Origin of the sequence: Giesbergeria sinuosa (genome assembly GCF_042652905.1) — a bacterium.
In the GTDB taxonomy this organism is placed as follows: domain Bacteria; phylum Pseudomonadota; class Gammaproteobacteria; order Burkholderiales; family Burkholderiaceae_C; genus Simplicispira; species Simplicispira sinuosa.
Genome location: NZ_JBHSHJ010000003.1, coordinates 296,988 through 322,008, shown reverse-complemented (window position 1 = coordinate 322,008; position 25,021 = coordinate 296,988). Strand labels below are relative to the sequence as shown.

The 25,021-nt window shown below is 56.2% G+C and carries 23 protein-coding genes; 11 read left to right on the top strand and 12 right to left on the bottom strand.

Going from position 1 to position 25,021, the window contains the following annotated elements; translation table 11 throughout:
- Positions 1-4: 4 nt before the first annotated feature.
- Both ACFO6X_RS06120 and recR read left to right on the top strand, forming a co-directional pair.
- The gene (locus ACFO6X_RS06120; protein ID WP_382431102.1) at positions 5-337 is read left to right on the top strand and encodes a YbaB/EbfC family nucleoid-associated protein; all 333 of its coding nucleotides are present in this window, start codon (positions 5-7) and stop codon (positions 335-337) included.
- A gap of 25 nt (positions 338-362) precedes the next feature.
- A complete protein-coding gene (gene recR, locus ACFO6X_RS06115) occupies positions 363-953 on the top strand; it encodes a recombination mediator RecR (RefSeq protein ID WP_382431100.1) in 591 nt (196 codons plus the stop codon).
- A 16-nt stretch (positions 954-969) separates the two neighbouring features.
- Here the strand turns inward: recR and ACFO6X_RS06110 are convergent, their stop codons facing one another.
- The 10 genes from ACFO6X_RS06110 to gloB all read right to left on the bottom strand — a co-directional run bounded on the left by ACFO6X_RS06110 (position 970) and on the right by gloB (position 12,932).
- Positions 970-1,365, bottom strand: coding sequence for a hypothetical protein (locus ACFO6X_RS06110; RefSeq protein WP_382431098.1), 396 nt, complete (start codon positions 1,363-1,365; stop codon positions 970-972).
- 7 nt (positions 1,366-1,372) lie between these two features.
- Positions 1,373-1,885 (bottom strand): chemotaxis protein CheW, encoded by a 513-nt coding sequence (locus ACFO6X_RS06105; protein WP_382431096.1) that lies wholly within the window; start codon positions 1,883-1,885, stop codon positions 1,373-1,375.
- Positions 1,882-3,564: a GGDEF domain-containing response regulator gene (locus tag ACFO6X_RS06100; protein WP_382431094.1), complete on the bottom strand. Its 1,683-nt coding sequence runs from the start codon at positions 3,562-3,564 to the stop codon at positions 1,882-1,884. The genes ACFO6X_RS06105 and ACFO6X_RS06100 overlap by 4 nt, the downstream gene beginning before the upstream one ends.
- Positions 3,565-3,566: 2 nt before the next feature.
- Positions 3,567-3,938 carry a response regulator gene (locus tag ACFO6X_RS06095; RefSeq protein WP_382431092.1) on the bottom strand — a complete coding sequence of 124 codons (372 nt, stop codon included), beginning with the start codon at positions 3,936-3,938 and terminating at the stop codon, positions 3,567-3,569.
- Positions 3,939-3,972: 34 nt separating this feature from the next.
- On the bottom strand, positions 3,973-6,135 hold the full coding sequence (locus ACFO6X_RS06090; protein WP_382431090.1) for a hybrid sensor histidine kinase/response regulator: 2,163 nt from the start codon (positions 6,133-6,135) through the stop codon (positions 3,973-3,975).
- Positions 6,136-6,137: 2 nt separating this feature from the next.
- Positions 6,138-7,601, bottom strand: coding sequence for a CheR family methyltransferase (locus ACFO6X_RS06085; protein ID WP_382431088.1), 1,464 nt, complete (start codon positions 7,599-7,601; stop codon positions 6,138-6,140).
- Positions 7,598-8,662 carry a chemotaxis-specific protein-glutamate methyltransferase CheB gene (gene cheB / locus ACFO6X_RS06080; RefSeq protein ID WP_382431086.1) on the bottom strand — a complete coding sequence of 355 codons (1,065 nt, stop codon included), beginning with the start codon at positions 8,660-8,662 and terminating at the stop codon, positions 7,598-7,600. Before cheB ends, ACFO6X_RS06085 begins: the two co-directional genes overlap by 4 nt.
- A gap of 4 nt (positions 8,663-8,666) precedes the next feature.
- A complete protein-coding gene (locus ACFO6X_RS06075) occupies positions 8,667-10,463 on the bottom strand; it encodes a methyl-accepting chemotaxis protein (RefSeq protein ID WP_382431084.1) in 1,797 nt (598 codons plus the stop codon).
- Between the two features lie 88 nt (positions 10,464-10,551).
- Entirely contained in the window at positions 10,552-12,153 is a 1,602-nt protein-coding gene (locus ACFO6X_RS06070) for a transglycosylase SLT domain-containing protein (RefSeq protein ID WP_382431083.1), read from the bottom strand.
- Positions 12,153-12,932, bottom strand: coding sequence for a hydroxyacylglutathione hydrolase (gene gloB / locus ACFO6X_RS06065; protein WP_382431081.1), 780 nt, complete (start codon positions 12,930-12,932; stop codon positions 12,153-12,155). Before gloB ends, ACFO6X_RS06070 begins: the two co-directional genes overlap by 1 nt.
- Here gloB and ACFO6X_RS06060 point away from each other — a divergent pair.
- The 4 genes from ACFO6X_RS06060 (at position 12,931) to ACFO6X_RS06045 (ending at position 18,512) form a co-directional block, all read left to right on the top strand.
- A complete protein-coding gene (locus tag ACFO6X_RS06060; protein ID WP_382431079.1) occupies positions 12,931-13,701 on the top strand; it encodes a class I SAM-dependent methyltransferase in 771 nt (256 codons plus the stop codon). The genes gloB and ACFO6X_RS06060 overlap by 2 nt on opposite strands.
- Before the next feature lie 6 nt (positions 13,702-13,707).
- On the top strand, positions 13,708-14,160 hold the full coding sequence (gene rnhA / locus ACFO6X_RS06055; RefSeq protein ID WP_382431077.1) for a ribonuclease HI: 453 nt from the start codon (positions 13,708-13,710) through the stop codon (positions 14,158-14,160).
- Positions 14,161-14,289: 129 nt separating this feature from the next.
- Complete coding sequence (locus ACFO6X_RS06050) at positions 14,290-15,417, top strand: efflux RND transporter periplasmic adaptor subunit (RefSeq protein ID WP_382431075.1); 1,128 nt, start codon at positions 14,290-14,292, stop codon at positions 15,415-15,417.
- Between the two features lie 8 nt (positions 15,418-15,425).
- Positions 15,426-18,512 carry an efflux RND transporter permease subunit gene (locus tag ACFO6X_RS06045; RefSeq protein ID WP_382431073.1) on the top strand — a complete coding sequence of 1,029 codons (3,087 nt, stop codon included), beginning with the start codon at positions 15,426-15,428 and terminating at the stop codon, positions 18,510-18,512.
- Between the two features lie 105 nt (positions 18,513-18,617).
- On the opposite strand, the gene ACFO6X_RS06040 is transcribed toward ACFO6X_RS06045, so the two are convergent.
- The gene (locus ACFO6X_RS06040; RefSeq protein ID WP_382431071.1) at positions 18,618-18,923 is read right to left on the bottom strand and encodes a c-type cytochrome; all 306 of its coding nucleotides are present in this window, start codon (positions 18,921-18,923) and stop codon (positions 18,618-18,620) included.
- A gap of 109 nt (positions 18,924-19,032) precedes the next feature.
- On the opposite strand from ACFO6X_RS06040, the gene ACFO6X_RS06035 reads away from it, so the two are divergent.
- The 5 genes from ACFO6X_RS06035 to ACFO6X_RS06015 all read left to right on the top strand — a co-directional run bounded on the left by ACFO6X_RS06035 (position 19,033) and on the right by ACFO6X_RS06015 (position 24,550).
- Entirely contained in the window at positions 19,033-19,275 is a 243-nt protein-coding gene (locus tag ACFO6X_RS06035; protein ID WP_382431258.1) for a TIGR04438 family Trp-rich protein, read from the top strand.
- 85 nt (positions 19,276-19,360) lie between these two features.
- On the top strand, positions 19,361-21,220 hold the full coding sequence (gene ilvD, locus ACFO6X_RS06030) for a dihydroxy-acid dehydratase (protein WP_382431069.1): 1,860 nt from the start codon (positions 19,361-19,363) through the stop codon (positions 21,218-21,220).
- 152 nt (positions 21,221-21,372) lie between these two features.
- Positions 21,373-22,128: an alpha/beta hydrolase gene (locus ACFO6X_RS06025; protein ID WP_382431067.1), complete on the top strand. Its 756-nt coding sequence runs from the start codon at positions 21,373-21,375 to the stop codon at positions 22,126-22,128.
- Between the two features lie 36 nt (positions 22,129-22,164).
- A complete protein-coding gene (gene lgt, locus ACFO6X_RS06020; RefSeq protein WP_382431065.1) occupies positions 22,165-22,983 on the top strand; it encodes a prolipoprotein diacylglyceryl transferase in 819 nt (272 codons plus the stop codon).
- 97 nt (positions 22,984-23,080) lie between these two features.
- Positions 23,081-24,550 carry a malonyl-CoA decarboxylase gene (locus ACFO6X_RS06015; protein WP_382431063.1) on the top strand — a complete coding sequence of 490 codons (1,470 nt, stop codon included), beginning with the start codon at positions 23,081-23,083 and terminating at the stop codon, positions 24,548-24,550.
- Between the two features lie 5 nt (positions 24,551-24,555).
- On the opposite strand, the gene ACFO6X_RS06010 is transcribed toward ACFO6X_RS06015, so the two are convergent.
- Complete coding sequence (locus ACFO6X_RS06010) at positions 24,556-24,999, bottom strand: universal stress protein (RefSeq protein ID WP_382431061.1); 444 nt, start codon at positions 24,997-24,999, stop codon at positions 24,556-24,558.
- Positions 25,000-25,021 lie beyond the last annotated feature (22 nt).

Sequence of the window (25,021 nt, the reverse complement as noted above, 5' to 3'; positions counted from 1 at the left end):
TTACATGTTTAATAAGGGACAACTGGCAGGCTTGATGAAACAAGCCCAAGCCATGCAAGACAACCTGAAAAAAGCCCAAGATGAACTGGGGCAGGTAGAAGTGCAGGGCGAGTCGGGTGCCGGGTTGGTAAAAGTCACCATGACCTGCAAACACGATGTCAAACGGGTGACCATTGACCCCAGTTTGCTGGCCGAAGATAAAGACATGTTAGAAGATTTAGTGGCTGCTGCTTTCAACGCTGCTGTGCGCAAAGCCGAAGAAACCTCACAAGAGAAAATGGCCAAGATCACCGCAGGCATGCCTGGACTACCGGGCGGCATGAAGTTTCCTTTCTGAGGCTGTGGCTCTGTTCTGATTCCTTATGCCCGCCCCACACAGTCTGGATACATTGGTTCAGGCATTACGATGCTTGCCTGGTGTCGGTGCCAAGTCTGCGGCACGCATGGCATTTCATCTGTTGCAGCGTGATCGTGAAGGCGCTTTGCAATTATCTGAGGCTTTGGCGCGGGCTGTTCAGACGATGCGCCACTGTGAACGCTGCCATACCTTCACCGAGGCACAAATTTGTAGCACTTGTCTGGATCCTGCCCGCGATCCCTCCCGACTGTGTGTGGTTGAAACACCCGCAGATCAGGCTGCTATGGAACGTACGGGCGCCTTTGGGGGAATGTATTTTGTCTTGATGGGGCGTATCAGTCCATTGGATGGGGTGGGGCCAAACGATATTGGACTCAAAAAGCTGTTGGATCGGGTCAATGATGGCTTGGTGCAAGAAGTCATTCTTGCCACCAATTTCACAGCCGAAGGTGAAACTACGGCCTATGTCATTGCCCAGGCGCTCAAGGCGCGGGGCTTGCGCACCACCCGCCTAGCCCGTGGTGTGCCAGTGGGCAGTGAGTTGGAGTATGTGGATTTGGGCACTATTGCCCATGCCCTTGCCGAGCGTCGTTGAGCAAGGGCTGCCTGCCTTATAGGCGTCTGAAATCAAAAATCAGCACACAGTGATGGCCGCTGGAGTCAACGTCTGGGAGAAACCCCAAAGCCACCAGTGCAGGCAGGTGGTTGTGTTGGCGCAACAGCAATGGCAAGGCATGAACGCAAGCGGCATCCAATGTGGCCATGCGCGGGGCGGATGGCAGTGCGATGGTCGTGGTGCCTTGTGGGCAGTAAATCTCTAAGTAGTGGCGTTGTTGGTGTTTGCACTGTTTTGGCTCGACCCCGAGCAGCGTTTCTAGGCATATCCAGGTATCGCGTGGGGGCGTAGCCAGCATCGCGGCCACCTGATCACTGGGGCAGGCAATGCAATAAGCCCCAATATCAAACAGCACCACTTCCAGCGCAGCGGTGTTGCTAGGGCTTGACACGATATGTTCAAGCCCCCATGTTGGCATAGTCGGACAACAGACGATTGATATCGAGCAGTGACACTGGCCGCCCATGCAGCTGCAGTACACCCAAAATCAGTGGCCGAAGCAGGAGAGAGACCGTAGAGGGTGGGGGCAGAATATTGCTTTGCAGCACATCACAGACGTCAATGACCCGGTCTACCCGGATACCGCTGCGCACCTTGTCTCCTTGGGCGATCAGAATGAGCGAGTCCGCTGTGCTGGATGTGGCTGGCAGGCCCAGCAGGGTGTGGGGCAATAGTACGGATTCGATATCTCCGCGTACGTTGATCACGCCCTCAATCGTTGGGGGGGCACCCGGAATGAAAAACACCGGCTGTTTGGCCAAAATTCCTTTGATCCGTTCGCCGTGACAAGCAAACCATTGCTGACCCCATTCAACCACCACCAGCTTGACGATGGGTTCGTCGACATTGATGATGCCCTGCTTGGTTTGTCGGTCTTCAGACAAAATTTGGTCGAGCGTTTGGCTGCTCATGTTTCTACGTCCTCCACCAGTACCTGGTTGCGTCCATTGCGTTTGGCCCGGTAAAGTACCCTGTCAGCGGCTTCCCGCAAATCGGTCAAGGTGGCATGGCGGGTGCAACTGGCAATCCCAGCACTGAAAGTGCTGGAAAAGGTGCCTTGGGGGGTTTTGAATTTGAACAGGCCAAAATTGCGGCGCAATTCGTCAACCACCTTCCAAGCCTCAACCATAGAGACTCCCGACAGAATCACAGCAAATTCTTCCCCGCCATAGCGGCCTACGATATCCGAACCGCGTAGGCGCTGCTGCATTAGCCGTGACAAGGCCAACAGCACTTGATCACCCATCGGGTGTCCATAGGTGTCATTGACTTGTTTGAAGTGGTCAATGTCGATCATCACAAAGCACAATTCAGTGTGCTGCCGCTCGGCATTGGCCAAGACGTTTTCTAAAAACTGGGTGATCGCTGTGTGATTGAGCAGGCCCGTCAGGCTATCGCGTACCATCCGTGAGCGCAAAATGCGCATCCGATCGGCGCGGATGCTAACCGCCGCAATCAGTTCCTCAGGCACCACTGGTTTGCACAAAAATCCTTCCACGCCCACTTGCATGGCTGAGAATAGTTTCTTGCGGTCGGTTTCGCTGGACAGATACACGATGGGCAAGCCCACATAATCGGGCAGTTGTCGGATTAGCTTGGCCAAATCACGACCGTTGCAGCCGGGCATGTAGATGTCCATCAGCACAATGTCGGGCCGAAAAGCCTCCAACATATAGCGCAGCTTTGCTGGGTTGCTCAGTTGTGCCGTGAGCATGCCGGCCTCTTGCAGCAAAATGGCATGGTAAGTGGCTACATCTGGCTCATCATCAATAATCAGAACCCGATAGGGTTCGGGCTGCGAACGGTTGCTCAGCTCGTCCATCACCCGTACCAAGTCCATGACATTGACCGGCTTATGAAAATAGGCTTCGCCACCTGCCAGCACGGCATTGAGTCGGGACTGAATGTCGTCATGGCTGGACATGAACACCGCAGGTGGGGTTTTACCCGTCTCTTGGCGAATGGCTTGCAGGGTTTCGGTGCCAGCGCAGCGGCTTTCTGGAAACTCAATGTCCATCAGCACCACATCGGGCCAGCGTTCACGGACGGCTTGCCGCAACGCCTCGGTGCTCAGGAAGGTTTGAATTTGATAGCCAAAACAGGCCAGTTGTGCTGACAATTGTTGCAGCAGCAACGCGTCGTCCTCGCACAAATAGACCAAGCAAGTCTCTTTTTCGGCTGAGAACATTTGGGGAGATTGGTACAGCTCCGGTATTTGTGGCCTTGGCACGATGCCGTCAAGCGTGGGTGTGCAAAGCTTGGAAATGCTCAGTACCAGCGATTGAACAAACCGCTCTAGCAAGACAGGCCAATCCGGTGGTGGAGGGTTGATCTCTGGATCTAAAACGGTAGTCAGCAGGTCTTCAAACTCTCCTGCCAAGTCGCCCAGGGCACTGAAGCCAAATGAGCGGCCCGTCCCCTTGATGTTGTGTACCAGTCGGTGCAATTCTCGCAGCAGAGCGGCGTCGGGGGCAGCCATATCCAACTGATGGGATAGGGCTTGGATTTGTTCCAGTCGTTCTGGCAGTTGCTCGAGGAATCTTTGGCGCAGAGCTGCAATTTTTGCCCTGGCGGAGGCCAGTCTAGCCATAGTCATTCCGAAGTGGTGGTCGCTGTGCGGGCCTGCGTCATGGCGGCTGGTAGTGTGCTGTCCAGATGGAAGTCTTTCAGCACACAGGCGCCTAGGCGCGGTTCGATCGTCCGCAATTTATCGGGATCATCGCCAGTGAGCAAGATGAAGGGAAGGGCATTGCCTTGCTCGCGCAGCTCACGAAACAGGTCAATGCCGCTGATGAGCGGCATGTTCATGTCGCTGATGACCATCTCTATGCTGGGGTGCTCGTTGAGTTGACTGATAGCTTCCATCGCATTCTCGGCCAGCAGCACATGGTGCCCCAGTTCTTGCAGCACAGCGCCGACCATTTCTGCGGCCAAGGGATCATCATCGACTACCAAAATCTGCATTGTTCTTATCCTTGCGGTGATGTCTGTGGGGCCTTCAGCCGAGCAGGGCTTTCAGTGTATCCACCAGATTGCTGCGATCAAAATCGCCTTTAACGATATAAGCGTCGGCCCCAACCTGGACACCCCGTCGCTTGTCTTCGTCCTTTTCGCGTGAGGTGATGATGATGATGGGCCGCGTTTGGTATTTTGCTTCTTGGCGCAGGCGTGCTGTCAGGGTAAAGCCGTCCATGTTTGGCATTTCTACATCGGTGAGCACAGCATCAAAGTCGTAGGCTAAAGCTTTGTTCAGGCCATCCAGGCCGTCTTCGGCCAGGGTGACTTGGTAACCGTAAGCTTGCAACACATCGCGCTCGATCTCACGGGTATTGAGCGAATCATCAACCACCAGCACATGGTAGGTATTGTCGCTGTCGTGGTGGTGGGCTTGTACACGCACGGACTCGCCTCGGGCTTGGCGTGCTGCATCTAGCAGGGCGGGTGCATGTAGCACACTGGCTAGTTCGTTGCGTCCGGTGAGCACCATGCCCGAGAGCATGGGGAGGTGTTGCAAATGGCTGGGCAGAGGCTTGATGACCATATCATGCTCGTCCAGCAGTTCGTCCACACACAGGGCCAGTGCCTCGTGGTCTACGCGCAGCACCAGCAACAGCATGCGCTCGTCAGTGGTGCTGCGTGGTGGTGAGGCGGGGCGTTGTTGTGTTGGAATCGCCAGTAGTTCTGCCAAGTGCACCACAGGCACAAACTCGTTGCGCAAAATCACGGCCTGGCGCCCGGTCACCGTCATCAAGGCATCGCTAGGTAGCCGCAACAGTTCTGCGACATATTGGGCATTGATGGCCAGTGGCAAGCCCTGGACTTGTACCAACAAGATACGCATCATTGCCAGCGATAGGGGCAGGCGCAGCGAGAAGGTGGTGCCCACACCGGCTTGGGTTTCTACGCTGATGCTGCCATGCAGCTCATCGAGAACACATTGCTTGACCACATCCATGCCTACGCCACGCCCAGACAGATCGGTAATGATGTCGTTGGTGGACAGACCGGGCAGAAAAATAAGATCAATCAGGCCACGTTCGCCCAAGGCCGTTGCTTTTTCTGCGGTGATCAACCCTTTCTTGATGGCTTTGTCTCGCACCTGTTCTAGTGGAATGCCGCCGCCATCATCGGTGATGGCAATGACCACCCAGTTGCCATCTTGGTGGGCACTGAGCGTCAGTCGGCCCACAGCGGGTTTGCCTGCGGTTGTGCGAACTTCGGGCCGTTCAATGCCGTGGTCAATAGCGTTGCGGATCAGGTGGAGGATAGGGTCGGCCAGCCGGTCTGTCATTTGCCGGTCTAGCTCAATTTCCGACCCACGTACGATGCAATCGATCTGCTTGCCTACAGAGCGGCCCAGGTCGCGTACCAAATGGGCGGCTGGCTCAAAGACGATGGCCAATGGCAGCATGCGCATGGCCAGTGCTTTGTCGTGCAATTCGTTCATGAGCATGGCCTGCGCCTGAACGTCGTCTTTGAGCGTTTGGGCCACGCTGCGGAGTTGTTGGGCCAGTCTGACATCGGTTTGGCTGGCTGCACGTTGCAAGTGCACCAGATCCATCTGGTGCTGTTGCAGTTGGACGTGGCTAGAGACCACCTCGCCCATCAGTTTGATCAGTTCATCGAGTTTGGCAAGCCGCACACGCACGGTGTCACTGGCGATGAGCCGGGGTTCGGCCGTAGTGGTGGCTGCTGTTGGTGTGGTGGTCAGCGGGGCAGGGGCAGGCGTGGCTTGTTCGGCATGGGGGGGCGCTGGCGCTGTGGCAGGGTTGGCATTGCTGGCTTGGCGCAGTGCTGCCACTATCTTGGCATCCACTGCTGGCAGGCTTTGGGGATCACCGCTGCTGGCCAGCTGATCAACCAGTGTGGCCAATTGGTCGACCGCTTGTTGTAGTAACTGGCCCAGTGCGGGGGTATAAACCAAGCTGGTATCGCGCAGCTTGCCCAGTACTTCCTCCACCTCAAAAGCAGTGTCGGTGATAGGCACCAGCTTGAGCATCCGTGCCGAGCCCTTGATGGTGTGGGCCGAGCGAAACAGCGCGTTGATGGTGTCGTTGCCTCCGCCATGCCCAAGTTGGACGATGCCCTCCCCCAGTTGGCGCACATGGTCGCGGGCTTCTTCGATAAAACGACCAATGAACTTACGGATGTCCAGAGCCATGTTTATCTCCGTTCCCCAACCAGCGTCGCCAGATGGCGTTCACAGAGTTTGCGGATTTCGCTACTGGGCAGGGCCAGTGGTATGTGGCCGATACCGTGGTTGGTGCTGGGGTCGTCCAGCAATTGCAGCACGGCACGGTAGGCGCGGCGCGCCAGTTGCACATCACCCCGCTGGCGGTACAGGTCAGCCAGATAATAGTGGGCCGGCCAACAGGCATGGTGTGCGTAAGCAGCTTGTTTGAACCAGCGGATGGCCTCATCCATTTGTTGCTGATTGCGGGCGATTTGGCCTAGCAAAAAGCTGGCATCAATCGACCAGTGGTCTTGTGCCAGCACTTGTTGGGCCAGGGCGGTGGCATCTGAGAACTGACGTCGCTCCAGCAGCACCAATGCCTTGAGCAGCAACAAAGCCGGATTCTGGGGGGCTGTGGCTATGGCAGTGTCGAGCTGTGGCAAGGCCTGATCGTAATGCTGTCCGGCCACCAAGCGGCGCAGGGCTTGGCTATCGGGGGCGGGGGGGGTGTAGGGTTTCTGTGCTGGCGTGGTTGGGGTGCTGGCGGTTGGGGCTCGTGCTGGCGGTTTGGGCGTCAGAAGGGAGGATGTTGCTGCCAAGGGGGAGGGCGTACGGGGCGCGGGCGCACTCGGCAGTGGTGGTGTTTTGTCCTTAGAGAAATAAAAGGTGCCTTCTTCTTCTACCAGCTGAAAAACCTGTAGGTCGTTGGCAAGGGTCTCGGCAATGCCAGTGAACAGCAGGCCATCGGGCTTGAGCATTTCAGCCAAATGCTGCTGGATGCGTCGGCGGGTGGCGGTATCAAAATAGATGGAGACGTTGCGAAACAGAATGACGTGAAAGTCTGTGAGGGTCAGGGGCCGTTCTGGCTGCACCAAATTCAGCAATCGAAACGTCACGCGTTGGCGTATCTCTGCTGCCAAGGTATAACCAGCGGCTGATTTTTGGAAATAGCGTTGCCGGATTTCGGGGGCCACACCACGGAAAGAGAAGTCGGAAAAAACACCTTGCCGGGCTTTTTCGACCATGGCGCTGTCAATATCAGCCGCGTGGATAGAAAACATTTCCGCGGCGATAGGGCCGTATTTTTCTTGTAGGGCGATGGCCAAGGAGTAGGGTTCTTCACCAGACGAGCAGCCAGCACTGAGAATACGGATGGGGTAGGCAGCGTGCCGGGCCACTAGGCGCGGCACCACTCGGTCAACCACAAAACGCAACTGTTCGGGTTCACGAAAGAAGTAGGTTTCGTTGATGGTCAGTAGGTTGACCAGTTCTTGAAACTCACCGTGGTTGAAGCCTAAGTGCAAAAAATAAGCATCTGCCCGCAGCCGCAGGGATTGGGTGCGTGCCAAGATGGCTTGGCGCAACTTATAGTCGTCCCCCTCGCTTGCAAAGCCCAGCCCACAACGCTCATGAATGAGCACCTTGAACGGTGCCAGATCAACCAGTGGACTCATGTGGATTTACCAGCGAGCTTTTGCATGGAGTCGGCAATCGCGGTGACGGGCAAGACCTGCTGCACAGCGCCTGACTCAATGGCCACACGGTTCATACCAAAAATCACAGAACTGGCTTCATCTTGGGCCAAGGTAACCCCCCCTCGCTGGCGAATCCGGGCTATGCCTTTGGCGCCATCAGAGCTCATCCCCGATAGGATAATGCCCACAGCCTGTGCCCCACAGACTTCTGCAACCGAGTGGAGCAGGCAGTCGCAGTTGGGGTGGAAGATATCCCCCGGCATCTGCTCTTCCAGAATCAGGTGTTGCTGTCGGTTGATGCACAGATTGCGCTCTGGTGGTGCAATGTAGATGTGTCCAGCCTGTAGGGGCACTGTTTGGTTGACCAGATGCACAGGCATAGGACACAGGCTGCTCAACCAATCCACCATACCTTGGGCAAAACCCAGGGCCACATGCTGTGCCACAACCACCGGACAAGGAAAATGGGCTGGCAGGGAAGGCAAAATAGCGGCCAATGCTTGGGGGCCACCTGTGGAGGCGGCAATCGCAAAAACACGGTGAAACGGCTGTTTGTGCAGATCGGTGGTTCCGCGGGCCTCCAAGGGGGGTTGGGTGGTGCTGGAAGGTCGGAGCATAGACCAGTGGCGCATGACACGGGTTTTAGCCAGCACACGAATGCGCCGGGCCAGTTCGGCCCCTGAACTGGCGTTGAACAGGGGTTTCATGACCACATCCAGCGCCCCACCTTGGATGCAGTCAAATGCATTTTTGGCATCAGCTACGCTGCTCAGCACCAAAATGGGCAGAGGGCACACAGCCATGATTTCGCGGATGGCCTGTGGGCCAGGCATGATCGGCATGATGATGTCCAGCGTCAGAACATCGGGTCGCAGGCGCCGAACCTGATCAAGTGCTTCGCGGCCATTGGCCGCCTCACCCACCACATCAATATCGTCTTCTTCCTGTAGCAAAGCCCTGAGCAACTCGCGCGTCAAGGTGCTGTCATCGGCAATCACTACCCGTATTTTGGCTGGCATGGCCTTTACTGCCTGTGGCATGTGCTTATGCGCGCTGGTTTGCCAGGGCTGATTCTGGGTGTGGATCGTGCTCAAAATTGGCCACAGCTTCATTGAGCGAAGCGGCCAATCCCGACAAGTGCTGGCTGACCTTGGAAATACTTTGGATGGAATCGGAGGTATTGCCACTGGCTTGCATGATTTCACGCAAGGCCGTCAAAATTTGACTGTTGGCGGTTTTTTGCTGCTGGGTGGACAGAGAAATCTGCAAGGCCGCCTCGTTGGTGCGGCTGGTGGCGGTGACCATGGCTTCGAGGCGTTGGGTGGCGGTGCCCGTGGCCTGTATGCCCTCTGCAATGCTGGCCACCCCCTTTTCGGAAGTCAACACCAGGCGTTCAATCGAGTCTTGGATGGCATTGATTTCTTCGGCAATTTCTTGTGTTGAAGAGGTTACGCTATCGGCCAAACGGCGAATCTCACTGGCTACCACAGAAAACCGCCGTCCGGCATCACCAGCACTGGAGGCTTCTAAGGCCGCATTGAAGGCAATCAGGCGGGTTTGGCCGGCAATGTCGTTAATGATTTCCATCACTTTGCCAATTTGCTTGGATTTAACCCCCAGCGCAATGATTTCTTCGGTGCCATGTTCGCTTTGGGCGCGTATGCCTGCCATGCGTGATTGCACCTCTTCAATGGCTTGCAGGCAGTCGCGGCTGTTGTGCCAACCCTGTTCTGCCAAATCGACGACCGATTTGGCATGTTCGGCAATTTGTGATGAAGTTACCGACATCTCTTCCATGGTGGCGGTGATTTCGCTCACGGAAGCCGACATCTGTGAAGAGGAGGCCGCCTGTTGCATGATGGAAGCCTTGATGTCTTGGGTGCCACGGTGGACAGCGCCAGAGGCCGATTTGACATCGGCCAACGCCAAGCCCAGCTTGTGCTGCATGGTTTTGAGATGTCCCAGCAAGCTGTTGCTACGGACACGTTTGTTCAGTGTCAGCTCGCGCATATCGCCATTGGCCACCCGCTGCACGGCCTCTGTGGCCGTGGCAGGCTCACCACCCAACACTTTGAGCAGGTGCTGGTAGGCTAAGCGCAAGCCCAATGCCACCCCAAAAAAATTGAACAAAATGGTGGCCCAAACTTGATTGCGGGCGGTTTCACGGTCTTGTGCTGCTGTTTGCACGGTATTTTGCGTGCGCAGCTCCATCATGGCAAAAAACTCGTCAATGGGCTGCATGATCTTGGCTTTTTCGGCATGGTAGTTGGCATCGTGCATCAGCCGTTGTGCCAACTCCAGGTCGGGGCGACCATGCCGGGTAAAGCCTCCTTTGCCATCATCAAATTGGCCCTTAACGGCGTTGATGGCAATGGTTTCTAGGCGTACCAAGGTGTCAGATTTTTCTACGGCTTCATCCAGCTTGGCAAATTCGACCTCTGTAAATCCAGCCTCTTTCATCAATTGGCGCAAAGAAGCCTTTTGGCCTGCTGGGCGTGGCTGGGTTTGTCCTGCTGCCACCAAATCCCAATAAATGCGGTGATAGGCTTCTGGCATCGGTTTGTTGCCATTGCGAATAGCCAGCACATCCCAGTATTGCTTCTCAAATTGCGGATCTCCTGTGACCGCATAGGTTCTGGCCAATCGGGTCAAGTCATCTGAACTTTGGCGCAGCATATCGGCCAGCAGGTATGAGTGGTGCAGATTGCCATCCACTTCAATCACACGGTCTGCGGCTGCAGACAGACGGGCCAAGGCAGCAAAGGTGAGCAACACCAAAAGCAGCGACAAGGCTGTCAGCCAAAGAAAAACGGAGTGCAGACTGAACTTGAACTGTCGCATGGATATTCCTTGAAAGGCACAAAACCGACCCACCCCACATATTTGCAGGGCTGCCGGTTACCTGTGGGGCGGGGCTTGGCCCCAAGGCTCAGTGGCGGCGTACTTTGGCAGGGGGGTCAGCCTGTGCCACTTTGCGCGCAGGCTCTTTCTTTTTGGCGCTGGAGGCCGCTGTGACCGTGCGCTCCTTGCCGCCCACGGCTTTTTTGTTGCCTGCCTTGGAGGCAACTGCTGTAGTGGAGGTCGTTTTCTTACCAGAGTCTCGGGCTGCAACCTGTGCCTTGAGTGACACAGGTACAAACAGCACCACTTCTTGTCCTGGTTTGAAGGCTGCCTTGAGCTTGACGTCGTTCCAGTCAGCCACGTTGGCTGGACTCACACGGTAGCGTTGTGCCAGTGTGAGCACCGTGTCACGTTTTTTGGCCCGTACAACCGTGCGCCGTGTGACGATTTCTGGAGTTAACGCAATCTGACCGTTGTCTGCTACATGTTCGGTAACATCTTCGCGCGTGGTGGTAGAGCGTGGCACCATCAGCGCAGAACCCGCTTTGATGAGCATCCGCGGCGGGATATTGTTGAGTGCGCGCAACTCGCTTTCAGGCATACCGGCGCGTTGTGCAGCTTCGGTGACGCTCATGGTGCTAGGCACTGTCCAGACCGTCCAACTGGCGTATTGGCCTTGGTTGTGCGCTTCTAGGTTGCGCTCAAACACTTTGGCGTTGTCCCAAGGCAGCAAAATTTGCGGCGTGCCTGCCGCCAGAATGACCGGCTTGTTAAAAGAGGGGTTGAGTGCCCGAAAGTCTGCCTCACGCACACCAGCCAAGCGAGCCACCAGTGCCACATCAATGTCGCGGGTGATGTCTACAGTTTGGAAGTATGGGTGGTTTTCAATCAGTGGCAGTTCGGTTTTGAAGGCATCGGGGTTGGCAACGATGTTTTTCACTGCTTGCAGTTTGGGCACATACATCCGCGTCTCAGCGGGCATGTTCAGGTCGGTGTAGCGTGTGCCCAGCCCTGCCTTTTGGTTTTTGGCAATGGCACGCCCTACGCTGCCCTCTCCCCAGTTGTAGGCCGCCAGTGCCAAGTGCCAGTCGCCAAACATACCATGCAGCTTTTGCAGATAGTCCAACGCTGCGCGGGTGGAGGCCAATACATCGCGTCGGTCGTCGCGAAAAACGTTTTGCTTCAAGTCAAAATAAGTGCCAGTGGCGGGCATGAATTGCCACATGCCTGCAGCCTTGGCACTGGAGACAGCCTGTGGGTTGAAGGCACTTTCGATATAAGGCAACAGGGCCAACTCAGTGGGCATGCCTCGGCGCTCCAGTTCCTCAACGATATGGAACAGGTATTTGCTGGAGCGTTCGGTCATGCGCTGCATGTATTCTGGACGATGGGCATACCACTGCTCGCGGTCTTGCACCAACTCATGTTCCAGATCGGGCATGGCAAAACCCCGTCGGATGCGATCCCACAAATCAGCAGGGGTGAACAGCGGCGCCACCTTACCATTACCCGCTTTGGCCGGAGTGATGGGTTGCAAGGTCTTGTCGGCGCCTAATGCACTATAGCGTGGGGATTCCCAGGCATTATCGGTAGTGTTTACGGCAGCAGTAGGGCCAGTGCTGAGGGTGGTGGTGGCACAGCCCGAGAGCAGCAGGGCACCTGCCAGACAGGTCAGAGACAGGAGTTGCATCAGAAATTGTTCTTCCATTCCCGCAAGGTGGCTAACACGGCCACTGCATCATCGGGGTTAAGACAAGAAGAGGGTGCTTGGGTTTGCGCCGCTGCGGCTACAGCGGGTATGCGCGCTCGCAGAAAAGGATTGATCTGCCGCTCCAGACCAATGTGCGATGGCAGGGTAGGCAGTTGCTGTGCTCGCAGAGCCTCACAATGCTGTTCGTATTGTGCCAAGGCTGTGTTGTCGGGCTCTACAGCACGGGCAAACCGAAGATTGGACAGTGTGTATTCGTGCGCACAGCAGACGCGGGTGTCTGGGGGCAGCGCCGCCAGGGTGTCCAGCGAGGTCAACATTTGTGCGGGGGTACCCTCAAAAAGGCGCCCACAACCGCCAGAAAATAGAGTGTCACCACAAAAAAGCAATGGTGCCTGTGTAGGCACCGCAGCATAGTAAGCAACGTGGCCCGCCGTGTGACCGGGCACATCCAGCACATCAAAGGACAGGCCCAGCGCGTGTACCTGCTCCCCACCATGCACTGGCACAGTGCCTGTTGGCATGCTCTCTCGGGCAGGGCCACGGACAATGGCCCCAGTGGCCGCGTGAAGAGCCGAAACACCCCCCACATGATCGGAATGGTGGTGCGTGACTAGAATCGCCTGTAGTTGTAACCCGAACTTCTCCAGTGCTTGCAGCACTGGCGCAGCATCGCCGGGGTCAATTACAAGCGCCTGGCCTGCATCGTGCAGCATCCAGATATAGTTATCGGAGAAGGCGGGCAGTGGTAGCAGATTCATGAGTACCGAAATTATAGATTTGCACCATTGGTTCGATTCTCCGCCGGGACACTACCTGTTGCAATGGGAGCAGGGCTGTTTTGATGCGGCAGTGGCTGATATTTTTGGTTACCATGCTTTACAAATGGGCATGCCCTTGTTGCAAGGGCTGCGCTCTAGTCGCATTCCCCACTGCTGGCGAGCGGCGGGCGCAACGTTCGTGGCTGGCCCTGGGGCTGGCCCTGCCCCAGATCTGCTGCTACACACGGGGGCGCTGCCATTTGCCGATAACAGCCTCGATTTGGTGTTGTTGCCACATACATTGGAGTTGAGTGCTGACCCCCATGCTACCTTGCGAGAAGTGGCGCGGGTCTTGTTGCCCGAGGGGCGGGTGGTGATCAGTGGCATTAACCCAATCAGTTTGTGGGGGCTGCACCAGCGGCGATTTCTTCAGCGTTGGGGTGGGCCGTGGTATTTGCCGGAGGACTGTGAGTTCATCACGCCTTGGCGTTTGCGCGATTGGTTGCGTCTGTTGAGTTTTGAGGTGGGCCAAGCCCAGTTTGGTTGCTATCGCCCTGCATTGCGCACAGCGGGTTGGCTGCGCCGCTTTGCTTGGTTAGATCGATTGGGCCCCCATGCCTGGCCCATACTGGGTGCTGGCTATTTTGTCGTGGCTATCAAGCGTGTGCATGGTATGCGGCTGTTGGAGCCAGCATGGCGCCAGCGCCCGCCACGGGCAGCGCAGGCTGTGTCGGCGCTGAGCCGTACCAGCGATGAACAACATGGATAGGAAACAATGAACGAGGTTCAGATTTATACCGATGGAGCCTGCAAGGGCAACCCCGGCCCTGGGGGGTGGGGCGTGCTCCTGCGTTCTGGCAGTGTGGAGAAAGAGTTGTTTGGTGGCGAGTTGGACACTACCAATAACCGTATGGAGTTGTTGGCCGTCATTGAGGCACTGTCGGCACTCAAGCGGCCTTGTTCAGTAGCGTTGTACCTAGACAGCCAATACGTGCGCAAAGGTATTACTGAGTGGATTCATGGCTGGAAAGCCAAGGGCTGGAGAACCGCCAACAAGCAACCCGTCAAAAATCTCGAGCTTTGGCAACGTCTGGATGCTTTGGTGCAAGGAGGGGGACACCGCATCGCTTGGCACTGGGTGAAAGGCCATTCGGGTGATCCGGGCAATGAACGTGCCGATGGGTTGGCTAACCGGGGCGTTGAGCAGGCGCTGGGATGTAAGCCATAGGCTGTTTACAGGTAAAGCTGGCGTAAAAAGCCCCGTTTTGGGGGTGCTTGTTTATGTGAAGTGGTTGCTTGGCGAGAATGCGCTGCTACAGTGCTGCCCTCCCTTGCCCGACCAGTTCTTGCCCTTTTCATGGCCACCAGAGCACTCTATCTTGTTGTTGCCGCAATTGGCATTGCTGGCTCCGGTTTTGCTGCCTGGTGGTGGCAAAAACCTGTATCGTCTCCTGCCGTGGTGCCTGTGGTGGAGGCTGGCCGAGCGCAGACAGGTGCGGCCAAACCGGTAAGTGTTGAGGTGGCTGTGGTGCGCACGGTCACACTGCGCGATGAGGTGCAGGCTGTGGGGAGTTTGCGTTCTCGGCGCAGTGTCGTGTTGCGTCCAGAAGTGAGCGGACGCATCATGGCATTGCATTTTCGTGATGGGGCACTGGTGCGCCAAGGGCAGCTGTTGGCCCAGTTAGACGATCAATTGCCCAAGGCCCAAGTGCAGCAGGCACAAGCAGAACGCTCTATCGCCCAAGCCAACCATCAGCGCAATCAGGAACTGGTGGCCCAAGGCTTCATCAGCCAACGGTCATTGGAGGAGAGTGCGGCCAATCTGGAAGTGGCCCAAGCCAAATTGGCTTTGGCCCAAGCCACGGCTGCTCGGCTGCGCATGGTCGCACCTTTCGATGGTGTGGCTGGTATTGGCAATGTCCATGTGGGCGACTACCTGAAAGACGGTACGGATATTGTCAATATCGAGGACATTGACGGTTTGTTGGTGGATTTCCGTTTGCCTGAACGCTATCAGCGTCAGATTCAACGTGGGCAGACCGTCCGCATCACATTGGATGCCTTACCGGGTGCTCAATACACGGCGATGGTGCAAGCACTCGACCCACAAATTGATGCCAACGGTCGCTCGCTGCTGGTGCGAGCCAGCTTGGACAATCGCAATGGCCCTTTGCGCCCTGGTATGTTTGCACGCATCAGCGTAGAGCTGGGATTGCGCTCTGATGCCCGCATGGTGCCCGAGGAAGCGATTGTGCCGCAGGGCAATGCCGCAATCGTTTGGAAGTTTGAACCTGCTACCGATGCTCGGTCGGGGCAAGTGCGCCGTACGACGGTGCAGTTAGGGTTGCGCCGTGATGGTTGGGTGGAAGTCATCCAAGGCTTAGAGTCTGGCGACAGCGTGGTCACGGCAGGTCAACAACGTTTGCAGAAAGATGGTGCCAAGGTGCAGCTGTTTGTGCCTGCAGCTGTGGGCCAACCGGGCTAAAACCAGCCATGCAACTTGCCGAAATTTCTATCCGCCGCCCAGTGCTGGCCACGGTGCTGTCGCTGTTGGTATTGCTGATCGGTGCCGTGAGCTTTACGCGCTTATCGGTGCGTGAATATCCCAAAATTGACGAGCCCGTGGTCACGGTCAGCGTCTCCTATGCAGGGGCATCCGCCGAAGTGGTCGAGTCGCAGGTGACCAAACCACTGGAAGACTCGATTGCGGGCATTGACGCTGTAGATGTCATCACATCCATCAGCCGGGCCGAACGCAGCCAAATCTCGGTGCGTTTCCGGCTCGAAAAAGATGCCGACAATGCTGCCGCCGAAGTGCGTGATCGCACGGCACGGGTGCGCAGTCGCCTGCCTGCGGACGTGGATGAACCTGTCATTGCCAAGGTCGAGGCAGATGCCTTTCCGGTGATGTGGTTGGCGTTTAGCAGTGACACACGTACGCCACTAGAGATCAATGACTTGCTCAACCGCATCGTCAAACCGCGGTTGCAAACTGTGACGGGCGTGGCCGATGTGCCTATTTATGGCGAGCGGCGCTATGCCATGCGTGTTTGGTTAGACCCGCAGCGTCTGGCCGGTTATAGCCTCACGCCACAGGATGTAGAAGACGCTATCCGCCGCAACAACCTAGAGCTGCCTGCTGGGCGCATTGAGTCGCAGCAACGTGAGTTCAGCGTGACATCACAGACCAATTTGGTACAGCCTGCACAGTTTGCCGAGATCGTGGTGCGTACTGTGAATGGATTTCCAGTGCGTTTGCGCGATGTGGCCAAGGTTGAAGAAGGCCCGGCCAGTGATCGCAGCAAAGTACGGCTCAATGGCCGAGAGGCCATCTCAGTGGGCATCATCCGCCAAGCCACAGCCAACCCTTTGGAACTGTCGGCAGGGGTGCGAGCGATGTTGCCAACCTTGCAAGACGACTTGCCGGCCGATGTCAAAGTGGAAGTGGCCAATGACAATTCCATCTTTATCGATCGCTCAGTGAAAAGCGTTTACCAGACCATTGCGGAAGCTGTGGTGTTGGTGGCGCTCGTGATTTTTGTTTTTCTGCGCACGTTGCGCGCGTCCATCATTCCCATCATTACGATTCCGGTGAGCTTGGTAGGCACGTTTGCGCTGATGCAATGGGCCGGGTTTTCGATCAATACCTTGACGCTGTTGGCACTGGTACTTGCGATTGGTTTGGTGGTGGACGATGCCATCGTCATGCTAGAAAACATCTACCGCCATATTGAAGAGGGCATGGAACCCTTTGCGGCAGCGATTCGGGGGGCGCACGAAATTGGCTTTGCGATTGTGGCCATGACCCTGACTCTGGTTGCGGTGTATGCCCCGCTGGCATTTACGCCGGGGCGCACTGGGCGTTTGTTTGTCGAGTTTGCGCTGGCGTTGGCAGGTGCGGTGCTCGTGTCAGGTTTTGTGGCCTTAACACTCTCGCCCATGATGTGCTCACTCTTGCTCAAGCACAACCCACAGCCGCACTGGTTTGATCGGACGATGGAACGCTGCCTGACTGCGCTGTCGCAAGCGTATGCACGGCTGCTGCGTTGGCTGTTGACGGCCCGTTATCGGGGGGCAGGCGCCATTGGCGCTGCCTGTGTCCAAGCCCGGTGGTTGGTGTTGGCGCTGATGGCTGCCAGCGCCCTGACTTTGTGGTGGGTGTATCCACAGATGAAGCAAGAGCTGTCGCCCCTAGAGGATCGGGGCACGATTGTTGCCAACATCACTGCACCCGATGGTGCCACACTAGACTACACCAACCGCTACGCCTTGGAGCTGGAGCAAATAGGCCGTAACTATCCAGAGTTTGACCGTATCTTTGCCAACATTGGCAATCCCACGGTCTCGCAGGGGAGTGTGGTTTATCGCACAGTAGATTGGGAGCAGCGCAGCCGCAGCACGCTCGATATTGCCCGACAGTTACAGCCGCGCCTTGCAAGCTTGCCAGGGGTGAGTGCTTTTCCCATCACACCGCCTTCTTTGGGGCAGGGCTTTCGCTCTAGGCCATTGCACTATGTTATCCAGACTTCAGACAGCTACGAAAATCTCAGTGCTGTGGCTGAACAGGTGCTAGCTGAAATGGCCAAAAACCCCGGCATCCTATCGCCCGACGTAGATTTGCGCCTGAACAAGCCAGAACTGCGCATTGACGTCAATCGGGAGCGGGCTGCTGATCTGGGCGTGAATGTGGATGTGGTGGCCAAGGCCATTGAAACCATGTTGGGTGGGCGTACCGTGACACGGTACAAGCGCGATGCGGAGCAATACGATGTGATTGTGCAAACCCAACCCAGTGGCCGCACTACCCCCGAAGACATCGATGGCATTTATGTGCGCGGCCAAAAAGAAGCCATGGTTCCGCTGTCGGCCTTGGTGACGGTGCGCGAGAGTGTGAGCCCACGCGAACTCAACCACTTTGGTCAACGCCGTTCAGCCACTATCACGGCCAATTTGGCACCCGACTATGCATTGGGCGAGGCGCTGGCCTTCATGGACGCCACCGCAGCGCGGGTGCTTAAACCCGGCTACACCACTGATTTGAATGGCACCTCACGCGAGTTCAAAAACTCACAAGGGGCACTGGGCTTGGTGTTTGTGCTGGCGCTGGTGTTCATTTTTCTGGTGTTGGCAGCGCAATTTGAGAGCTTTATCGACCCTCTTGTCATCATGGTGTCGGTGCCGTTGTCGGTGGTCGGTGCCCTGCTGGCTTTGCGTTGGAGTGGTGGCTCACTCAACGTGTATTCGCAAATTGGGTTGATCACCTTGGTGGGCTTGATCACCAAACATGGCATCTTGATCGTTGAATTTACCAACCAATTGCGCCAACAGGGGCTTGAGATGGTAGATGCGTTGGTGCAGGCCTCGGCGCAACGCTTGCGCCCGATTTTGATGACCACTGGGGCTATGGTCTTAGGCGCAGTGCCCTTGGCACTTGCCAGCGGGGCGGGGGCCGAAACCCGCACGCAGATTGGTTGGGTGATTGTGGGCGGTATGGGCTTGGGAACAGTGTTGACGGTCTTTGTCGTTCCCACCATGTATGCTTTGTTAGCCCGCTCTACAGTGCCTGGAGCGCGGCACTAGGGCGGTGTGTCCCTTTGGCAATGCAATAAAAATCCGACCACAACACCACCCATGATGGCACCGTGATCGGACGGTAGAAGTGGGCGTTGCAAGACGCCTGAGCATTTATTTTTGGGTCAGCACCCAAGCCACCAGCTTCTTGGCTTCGGCATCATTGACTTGTGGATTGGGCGGCATGGCCACAGGGCCCCAAGTGCCAGAACCACCCTTGATGACCTTGGCAGCCAGTTTGTCTACGGCTGTTTTGTCGCCCTTGTATTTGGCGGCAACGTCCTTGTAGGAGGGGCCAACCAGCTTTTTGTCGACGGCATGGCAAGCCATGCAGTTCTTGGCAGTAGCCAATGCCTGATCGGCCATGGCGGGCACAGCTGCACACAATGTCAGGGCAAGAAGAGTCAGAGAGCGTTTCATGGTGGGCTTTCTTCGGGTTGAGTTACATTGTTTTGCGCTGATTGTAGTGATTTGGTTTGGGGGTTGTACCGGTAAAGTGGCCCTTTTTGGCTCAGTAAAGGATTTCGCCATGTACCTATTGATGTTGGGAATCGTGTTGGCTTTGTTGAAGTATCTTGAGATCGGGCCTGTCGCGCAGTGGTCTTGGTGGTGGGTGTTGTCGCCTTTTGGCCTCACCCTGTTGTGGTGGGGCTGGGCCGATTCCACCGGCTACACCAAGCGCAAGGCTATGGAAAAAATGGATCAACGCAAAAAAGATCGTTTGGACAAACAGAAAGAAAATTTGGGGATGCGTCCCAACAAGCCGCGTTGACAGTGTTCCAGAACAGGTTGATGGGGCTGGGACATAATCAGACAGCATCTCAGGATGGATGCGTCAACTCCATAGAAAAATTCCCATGCCTGTTTACCGCTCCAAAACTTCCACTGCTGGCCGCAACATGGCTGGTGCCCGCTCGCTGTGGCGGGCCACTGGCATGAAAGATGCCGACTTCCAGAAACCCATCATTGCGGTGGTCAACTCATTCACCCAGTTTGTGCCAGGCCATGTGCATCTCAAAGACTTGGGCCAGTTGGTAGCGCGTGAGATTGAGGCTGCTGGTGGTGTAGCCAAAGAGTTCAACACCATTGCAGTGGACGATGGCATTGCGATGGGCCATGACGGCATGTTGTACTCCTTGCCCAGCCGCGACATCATTGCCGATTCGGTTGAGTACATGGTCAACGCCCATTGCGCTGATGCGATGGTGTGTATCTCTAATTGCGACAAAATTACCCCCGGTATGTTGATGGCCGCCATGCGCCTGAACATCCCAGTGGTTTTTGTTTCGGGTGGCCCCATGGAAGCGGGCAAGGTGCAATTGAGCAAGCCCGGCAGCAAAACCATCGAAATCAAAAAGTTCGATTTGATTGATGCCATGGTCATGGCCGCCGATGACAAGGTGTCGGATGCCGATGTGGCTGAAGTAGAGCGTTCGGCTTGCCCCACCTGCGGTTCTTGCTCGGGCATGTTTACTGCCAACTCCATGAACTGCCTGACCGAGGCGCTGGGTTTGTCCTTGCCCGGCAACGGAACGGTGGTGGCTACCCATGCCGACCGAGAGCAGCTGTTCAAACGTGCAGGGCATCTGATTGTCGAGTTAGCCAAGCGTCATTACGAAGGCAACGAAGCAAACCTGTTGCCACGCGCCATCGGCTTTAAGGCTTTTGAAAATGCCATCACGCTGGACATTGCGATGGGAGGCTCTACCAACACCATCTTGCACCTCTTGGCGATTGCCCAAGAAGCCGAGATTGCCTTCACCATGAAGGACATTGATCGCCTGTCTTTGCAAGTGCCACAACTGTGCAAAGTAGCTCCCAACACTAACAAATACCACATTGAAGACGTGCACCGTGCCGGTGGCATCATGGCTATTTTGGGTGAACTGGCCCGCGCCGGTAAGCTGCACACCGATGTGCCCACCGTCCACAGCCCCACTTTGGGCGATGCCCTCAAGCAGTGGGACATTTTGCAAACCACTGACGAGGCCGTGAAAACCTTTTACATGGCTGGCCCCGGTGGCGTGCCCACGCAAGTGGCCTTCAGCCAGTCGGTGCGCTGGCCTAGTTTAGATACCGACCGAGCCGAAGGCTGCATCCGCTCTTACGACCATGCCTTCAGCAAAGAAGGTGGGTTGGCGGTGCTGCATGGCAACATTGCCTTGGATGGCTGTGTCGTCAAGACCGCGGGCGTAGACGACGAGCTGTTGGTATTTGAAGGCCCCGTCCATGTCACCGAAAGCCAAGACGAAGCAGTGGCGAATATATTGGGCGATAAGGTCAAGGCCGGTGATGTGGTGGTGGTGCGTTACGAAGGCCCGAAAGGCGGCCCTGGTATGCAAGAGATGCTCTACCCCACCAGCTATATCAAATCCAAAGGCTTGGGCAAAGCCTGTGCTTTGCTCACCGATGGGCGCTTCTCTGGCGGTACGTCGGGTTTGTCGATTGGTCATTGCTCGCCCGAGGCAGCAGCGGGTGGCGCGATTGGCTTGGTGCGCACTGGCGATCGCATCCGCATCGACATTCCCAATCGCCGCATTGATGTGCTGCTGAGTGACGAAGAGTTGGCCCAACGCCGCGCTGAGCAAGAAGCCAAGGGCTGGAAGCCCGCACAACCGCGCCCGCGCAAAGTGTCTGCTGCGCTCAAAGCTTATGCCAAGCTCGTGACTTCCGCCGACAAGGGTGCAGTACGCGACGTTTCGTTGCTGGATGATTAAAACGGACTAACCAGGCTGCATGGGCATGGGGGACTCTGCCCCTCATGCCCTTGGGGGTCTGGTCTCCAGCTCCAGAGAAAATGCAGAAAAAACAAACCACAAAATACGGCATTGCCCTGCTGGTTACAGGCTATCTTTTGGTGTGTGCATACATGTATGCACAGCAAGGCCGGCTGATGTACCACCCCGAACAACATGCCGTAGCACCACTGCAACAAGTTGTGTCTGGCCTTCCTGCGGGTTCTGGGGTTGATGTGCAGCGCCATGCCATTGTGGTAGAGCCAAACCTGCAACCCAGCAAGGGTACCGTCATTTTTTTCCACGGTAATTCTGGCAATGCGTGGAAGTATCTTGCATACCACCAGCAATTCAATGCGATGGGGTATCGCATGGTGTTGGCAGAATATCCGGGGTTTGGTTGGCGCAGTGGGCAACCCAATGAGCAACAGATAGTGAACGAAGGTGTGGCGCTTTATGAGCATTGGCGCCGCTCCACCCCCCAAGATCAGCCAGTGATGTTGGTGGGAAAATCCTTAGGCACTGGTGTTGCCACACAGGTCGCGGCTCGGGCCAGTATGCCGCCCAGCAAGGTGGTGTTGCTCACACCGTTTACCAGTATCACAGAAGTGGCTTCCCAAAAATACTGGATGTTGCCAGTGGCATGGCTGCTCAAAGACCATTTTGCGTCAGATCAACACCTGCATCGCTACACCGGGCCAGTCAGTATTTTGGTCGCTGGTCAAGATGAAGTGATTGGTTCAGCCACAGGGTTGAAGTTGTTGGCACAAGCCAAAAGCCGTGGCCCGGCAGATCTGATGATGAAAACTGAAGCCAATCACAATAGCTGGATGCCTCGCCTCACGGCGACAGAGTGGCAGCAACTCCTGCATTGGGGTATGTCCTCCTGATGAAGCCGGGTGCAGCGTTTGGGCACAATGGCCCCCATGCTGATTTACCCACATATCAACCCGGTAGCCCTGCAATTGGGCCCAGTAGCCATTCATTGGTATGGCCTGACCTATCTGGCCGCCTTTGGCCTGTTTCTGTTCCTGGGCAGTTTGCGTTTGCGCCATGCACCGTTTGTCCATCTCTCTGGGGCTGGGGCTTGGTCACGCAAAGATGTAGAGGACATCCTGTTTTTGGGGGTGGTGGGCGTTATTTTGGGCGGGCGGTTGGGCTATTGCTTGTTCTACAAGCCTGGCTATTACGCTGCCCATCCCCTAGAAATTTTTGCCATTTGGCAAGGTGGCATGAGTTTCCACGGGGGCATGTTGGGCGTGATTGCATCCATGATCTGGTTTGCCCGTTCACGCCAGCGTCCTTGGCTCCAAGTGGCAGATTTTGTGGCGCCTTGTGTGCCTACAGGGCTGGCTGCTGGGCGGGTTGGTAATTTCATCAATGGAGAGTTGTGGGGCCGTTTTTCTCATCCCGATCTGCCTTGGGGTATGGTTTTTGCCCACAGTGGTTCGCTACAGCCTCGCCATCCTTCCCAGATTTATCAATTCTTGTTGGAGGGCTTGCTGCTGTTTGTGTTGTTGTGGTTGTATGCACGGCACAAGCGCCAGCAGGGACAGGTGGCAGCAGCCTTTTTGCTGGGTTATGGTTTGTTACGTTTTGTCGCCGAATTCTTCCGGGAGCCTGACAGCTTTCTGGGATTATTGCCTTTGGGTCTGAGCATGGGGCAATGGTTGTGCTTGCCGATGGTACTGGGCGGTGCTGGCCTGTGGTGGTGGGCGCAGGGGCGTGCAGATCGCAATCGATAAGCAAAAACGGCTTAGAGCTGCGCACCGTCTTGTATTCTGTCGGGATCAGCAGCCCGTTGGCTGTCAATGAGCCGCTTTTTTCAGAGGAGATGCATCCATGACCAACGCCACTAACTGGATTGCGCGCAGTGTCTCACGCTTGCGTTCTGCAGCAACGGCCGATGCTTCAGGCGATAGTGGCACTGTGGCCCCTGCTCCCCGTAAGTCTGGTGTCCAGCGCACCACCCACGAGCGGTTGCAAGCTACGTTGCGGCGCGGTCATGAGGCTCTCTCTCCCAGAGCGTTGCGCAAGCTGCTCGCAGACTTGCAGGCTGCGGCAGCAGTGCAGGTCAGTGAAGTGGAGGGTGCCCGCCATGCACAGGCGGTGGCTGTATGGTATGCCCAAGCCCAACCCGAAGAACGCCAAGACGTTTGGTGGTTGTTGTGTGAACAGTTTGCTTCCGACCCTGTGCGTGTGCAAGCTGCGCGCCAGGGCTACGAAGTTGCAGTGGGCACTGAAGACGAAGCACAGGCTGAAATTGCGCTGCGCCGTGCGCTGGTATCGCCCCGAATTCGCTTGTTGCAACGTTTTGCGGTGTTTCCGGGGGGGATGCGTTTTCTTGTCGATCTACGGGCAGAGTTGTTGCCAAGACTCAAGGCTGACAAGCGGTTGTTGGCATTAGATGCTGATCTGGAGCAACTTTTTTCCACTTGGTTTGATGTGGCCTTCTTGGAGTTGCGCCGTTTGTCTTGGGATTCGCCCGCATCGCTACTGGAAAAACTAATCCAGTATGAGGCTGTCCACGACATCCGTAGCTGGGGAGATTTGAAAAACAGGCTAGATAGCGATCGTCGCTGCTATGGCTTCTTTCACCCCAATTTGCCCAATGAGCCATTGATTTTTGTCGAAGTAGCCTTGGTAGAGAGCCTTTCCAACTCCATCACCCCCTTGCTGGATGAGGCCGCAGCTCCAGCAGATATCAGTCGGGCCAGCACAGCTATTTTCTACTCCATCAGCAACACCCAAACAGGGCTGCGGGGGGTCAGTTTTGGGGACTCTTTGATCAAGCATGTGGTAGAGACTTTGTCTGCCGAATTTCCTCGGCTGCGCACTTTTGCCACACTGTCGCCCATTCCAGGGTTTCGATCTTGGTTGAACAAGCAGGCCAGTGCCAGATGGGAGTCCTTGACAGAAAAGCGCCGTGCAGAATTGTCCAAGGCTGTGGGTGTGGTTGCACCGCAAACGCTAGAGGTCACGCATCTGCTCGCTGCGCTGGACAAACCCTTAGAACTTGACGCCAAATCAGCACTAGGGCAATGGTTATTGCACTGCGCAGCCCACTATTTGGCGTGCGAGCTGCAAGCGGGCAAACCACTGGATCCGGTTGCGCGTTTCCATTTGGGCAATGGTGCCCGTGTTGAGCGCCTGAATTGGGCCGGAGACCCTTCTGCCAAAGGCATCAAGCAATCGTATGGTTTGATGGTCAACTACCTCTACGATCTCAAGCGCATTGACAAACACCGCGCCCAGCTAGCGCAGGGGCGGGTGGCAGTCTCGCGGGAAATTGAGGGTCTGTGCCGAGGCTGATGGGCTTAGCGCAACACCAGCACAGGAATATGCGAATGGGTCAGTACATGCTGTGTTTCGCTGCCCAACAGCATGCGCTGTATACCCTTGCGACCGTGTGAGGCCATCACAATCAGGTCGCATTCGTGTTTTTTTGCAGCAGCAATGATGGCTTCTGCCACCAAGTCTGATTTGGCAATCACCGACTGGACAGTGACGCCCTGTGCCTCACCATCGGCCTTGATTTTATTGACCAAGGCATGTGCTGCCTCGTCCCACTGTTTTTCAATACGCTCGATATCCTGTGCATCCACAGGCAAGCCCCCCTCGAAGTAGCTGCGCGGGTAACGTGGCACTACCTTCAGGGCAATGACACTGGCCCCCGCCAGAGCAGCCAAGGACAGGCCGCTTTGCACTGCTTTGTCAGACAGCTCTGAGCCGTCGGTCGCAATCAGAATATGTTGGTACATGGTTCAATCAAATAATGCGGAC

What these genes read in the sequence shown, in the direction of transcription:
- ilvD (WP_382431069.1), top strand. Translation starts at nt 19,361, where the DNA reads ATGCCTGTTTACCGCTCCAAAACTTCCACTGCTGGCCGCAACATGGCT.
- ACFO6X_RS06095 (WP_382431092.1), bottom strand. Translation starts at nt 3,938, where the DNA reads ATGCAGATTTTGGTAGTCGATGATGATCCCTTGGCCGCAGAAATGGTC.
- ACFO6X_RS06025 (WP_382431067.1), top strand. Translation starts at nt 21,373, where the DNA reads ATGTATGCACAGCAAGGCCGGCTGATGTACCACCCCGAACAACATGCC.
- rnhA (WP_382431077.1), top strand. Translation starts at nt 13,708, where the DNA reads ATGAACGAGGTTCAGATTTATACCGATGGAGCCTGCAAGGGCAACCCC.
- ACFO6X_RS06060 (WP_382431079.1), top strand. Translation starts at nt 12,931, where the DNA reads ATGAGTACCGAAATTATAGATTTGCACCATTGGTTCGATTCTCCGCCG.
- ACFO6X_RS06075 (WP_382431084.1), bottom strand. Translation starts at nt 10,463, where the DNA reads ATGCGACAGTTCAAGTTCAGTCTGCACTCCGTTTTTCTTTGGCTGACA.
- ACFO6X_RS06120 (WP_382431102.1), top strand. Translation starts at nt 5, where the DNA reads ATGTTTAATAAGGGACAACTGGCAGGCTTGATGAAACAAGCCCAAGCC.
- lgt (WP_382431065.1), top strand. Translation starts at nt 22,165, where the DNA reads ATGCTGATTTACCCACATATCAACCCGGTAGCCCTGCAATTGGGCCCA.
- ACFO6X_RS06050 (WP_382431075.1), top strand. Translation starts at nt 14,290, where the DNA reads ATGGCCACCAGAGCACTCTATCTTGTTGTTGCCGCAATTGGCATTGCT.
- ACFO6X_RS06085 (WP_382431088.1), bottom strand. Translation starts at nt 7,601, where the DNA reads ATGAGTCCACTGGTTGATCTGGCACCGTTCAAGGTGCTCATTCATGAG.
- ACFO6X_RS06090 (WP_382431090.1), bottom strand. Translation starts at nt 6,135, where the DNA reads ATGGCTCTGGACATCCGTAAGTTCATTGGTCGTTTTATCGAAGAAGCC.
- cheB (WP_382431086.1), bottom strand. Translation starts at nt 8,662, where the DNA reads ATGCCACAGGCAGTAAAGGCCATGCCAGCCAAAATACGGGTAGTGATT.
- ACFO6X_RS06045 (WP_382431073.1), top strand. Translation starts at nt 15,426, where the DNA reads ATGCAACTTGCCGAAATTTCTATCCGCCGCCCAGTGCTGGCCACGGTG.
- ACFO6X_RS06035 (WP_382431258.1), top strand. Translation starts at nt 19,033, where the DNA reads ATGTACCTATTGATGTTGGGAATCGTGTTGGCTTTGTTGAAGTATCTT.
- ACFO6X_RS06010 (WP_382431061.1), bottom strand. Translation starts at nt 24,999, where the DNA reads ATGTACCAACATATTCTGATTGCGACCGACGGCTCAGAGCTGTCTGAC.
- ACFO6X_RS06100 (WP_382431094.1), bottom strand. Translation starts at nt 3,564, where the DNA reads ATGGCTAGACTGGCCTCCGCCAGGGCAAAAATTGCAGCTCTGCGCCAA.
- ACFO6X_RS06070 (WP_382431083.1), bottom strand. Translation starts at nt 12,153, where the DNA reads ATGCAACTCCTGTCTCTGACCTGTCTGGCAGGTGCCCTGCTGCTCTCG.
- ACFO6X_RS06105 (WP_382431096.1), bottom strand. Translation starts at nt 1,885, where the DNA reads ATGAGCAGCCAAACGCTCGACCAAATTTTGTCTGAAGACCGACAAACC.
- ACFO6X_RS06040 (WP_382431071.1), bottom strand. Translation starts at nt 18,923, where the DNA reads ATGAAACGCTCTCTGACTCTTCTTGCCCTGACATTGTGTGCAGCTGTG.
- recR (WP_382431100.1), top strand. Translation starts at nt 363, where the DNA reads ATGCCCGCCCCACACAGTCTGGATACATTGGTTCAGGCATTACGATGC.
- gloB (WP_382431081.1), bottom strand. Translation starts at nt 12,932, where the DNA reads ATGAATCTGCTACCACTGCCCGCCTTCTCCGATAACTATATCTGGATG.
- ACFO6X_RS06015 (WP_382431063.1), top strand. Translation starts at nt 23,081, where the DNA reads ATGACCAACGCCACTAACTGGATTGCGCGCAGTGTCTCACGCTTGCGT.